The organism is Amycolatopsis sp. NPDC003676 (genome assembly GCF_053587275.1).
Map to the genome: position 1 here is coordinate 1 of NZ_JBSFNS010000246.1, position 2,045 is coordinate 2,045.

The 2,045-nt window shown below is 71.1% G+C and carries 4 protein-coding genes; all 4 read right to left on the minus strand.

Translation table 11 applies throughout. The annotated features are described in order from the left end of the window. The coding region (locus ACWDNU_RS45270) for a hypothetical protein (protein WP_449673380.1) at positions 1–512 on the minus strand (512 nt) is incomplete at its 3' end. 194 nt (positions 513–706) lie between these two features. Then, positions 707–1,204, minus strand: a complete 498-nt coding sequence (locus tag ACWDNU_RS45275; protein WP_355274879.1) for a flavin reductase family protein — start codon at positions 1,202–1,204, stop codon at positions 707–709. Beyond that, positions 1,197–1,715: an NADPH-dependent FMN reductase gene (locus ACWDNU_RS45280; protein ID WP_355274881.1), complete on the minus strand. Its 519-nt coding sequence runs from the start codon at positions 1,713–1,715 to the stop codon at positions 1,197–1,199. The genes ACWDNU_RS45275 and ACWDNU_RS45280 overlap by 8 nt, the downstream gene beginning before the upstream one ends. Before the next feature lie 32 nt (positions 1,716–1,747). Beyond that, on the minus strand, positions 1,748–2,045 hold a 298-nt coding region (locus ACWDNU_RS45285), incomplete at its 5' end, for an acyl-CoA dehydrogenase family protein (RefSeq protein WP_449673381.1).

The window sequence follows — 2,045 nt, forward strand, 5'->3', positions numbered from 1 at the left end:
GCAGCTCGCCCGCCTTGTCCCGGGTGATGACGACGGGCTGGCGGCCGATCGTGGTGGTGAAGTAGTCGCCGGGGTTCGGCCTTCAGGGCTCGGTCGGCGCGGTTGACCAAGGCCGCGGTGGTGAAGGTGCCGATGGTGAGGGCGACCATCAGGATCTTCGCGGGCCATGGCCCTTCGATGACGGCGCCGACGGTTCCCATCAGGACGAGGCCGCTCGCGGTGACCAGCATCGTCATCGCCCGGGTGGTTCCGTTGATCTCGCCGCGCAGAATCCGCCGTGACGCCGTGAGCAAGCTGAGGGCGAGAATCCCGGGCAGCAGCGCGACCACGCAGACGACGATCAGGTACTGGCGATCGACCAGGCCGGCCACCACGAGTCCGGCGGAGCAGGCCGCGAGCACGCTACCCAGCGCGATCCCGGCGGATCCGGCGAGGCGGGTCGATCGTCGAACCGCGGGCTGGTTCGCGTAGGGCGACGGCACGCCCGCCCGCATCGCATCGATCTGAGACATTCGAAAACCCCCGTGTGACAGTGGAAATGGCGGGCGAGAACGGCTTTCCGCAGCTCGTGCCGACTGTCCGAATCCCCCCGCCCGAAGGCTACCGTCCCCGATCACCCGCGAACAACCGATACCGAGCGTTCGAGGCAGCGCCGCCATCGACGACGAAGGCCCCGATCGTCGGATCAGGGGCCTTCGTCGTCGAATCAGCCCGCGTGCAGCGTGCGGAACTTGCTGCCGTGGAACACGAGTGGGTCGAGGTCCTCACGCGCGGCGACGCGGTTGACGCGCAGGATGACGACGAGGTGGTCGCCCGCGGGGACGTGGGTTTCCGGGACGCCCTCGATCCAGGCGGTGGCGCCGTCGATGAAGACGGCCTCGCCGGTGCCGCGGTGCAGGGCGGTCTCGCGGAAGCGGTCGCCGTTGCGGGCGCCGAGGGCCTTGGCGGCCGCCTGCTGGTCGGTGCCGAGCAGACTGAGGCCCAGGTGGCCGGCGCCGGCCAGTTTCGGCCAGGTCGACGAGGAGTTCTGCACGCAGAACGAGACCAGCGGCGGGTCGAGGGAGACCGGAACGAAGGTGCTCACCGCCAGGCCGTGCGGTGTGCCGTCGATCTCCGCGCACACCGCGACGACCCCGCTGGGGAAGTTCGCGAAGGCGCGGCGCAGCCCGGTGCCGTCGGCGGGAAAGTCCAAGAGTTCACGCATGATTCGTCGCCTCCACCGGCTGTTCGAGCAATGCCGTGACGACGGGCGCCCAGCGTTGGGCATACGCCTCGATGACGCCGTCCTCGGCGAAACCACGATCGGCGAGATAGAGCCCCGGCAGCGCCGCGGTCCCGCCGATCTCCACCAGCACCGGCTTGAGCAGCAGATCCGGCGCGAGCGCGTGGGCCGGCCCGGCGCCGAGCATCACCGGCACGGTGACCACGCCCGCCAGCCCGGTGCCGCCGTCGAACTGTTCGAGGAACAGTTTCAGCAGCCCGGTGTAGGTGGCCTTGAAGGTCGGGCTGGCGAAGACCACCAGCTCCGAGGCGGCGACGGCGCGCGCGGCCGCAGTGACCTCGGGGTCGCCCCAGCCGAGCAGGCCGGGGCCGAGAGTCACGAGATCGATCACCTCGGGTTCGGCGCCGGGGCGCAGCGCCCGCGCGACCCGCACGGCCGCGTCCAAGGTGCGAGACGCCGGCTTCGGATTGCCGACGACGACGGTCACTGTCACTGGATGTACCTCACTCTGTCTTTCGTCCGTGCTCAGATGACGCCGTGCAGCGGCGGCGGCCGATCGTGCAGCACCGCCCGGCCGATGTGCTGGTACTTCCAGCGCACCGGGTCGTGCAGGGTGTGGGTGCGCGCGTTGCGCCAGAAGTGGTCGAGCCGATGCCCGGCCGCGGCGCTGCGCGTGCCACCCACCTCGAATATCGCCGCCGACGCCTCGTTCGCAGCGCGATCGGCGAGGACCTTGGCGGTCGCGACCGCGATCGATGCCCGCGCGGCGTCGTCCCGGTGCTCGCCCGCGTCGGCCCGCTCGGCCGGGGGACGGAGGGCGTCC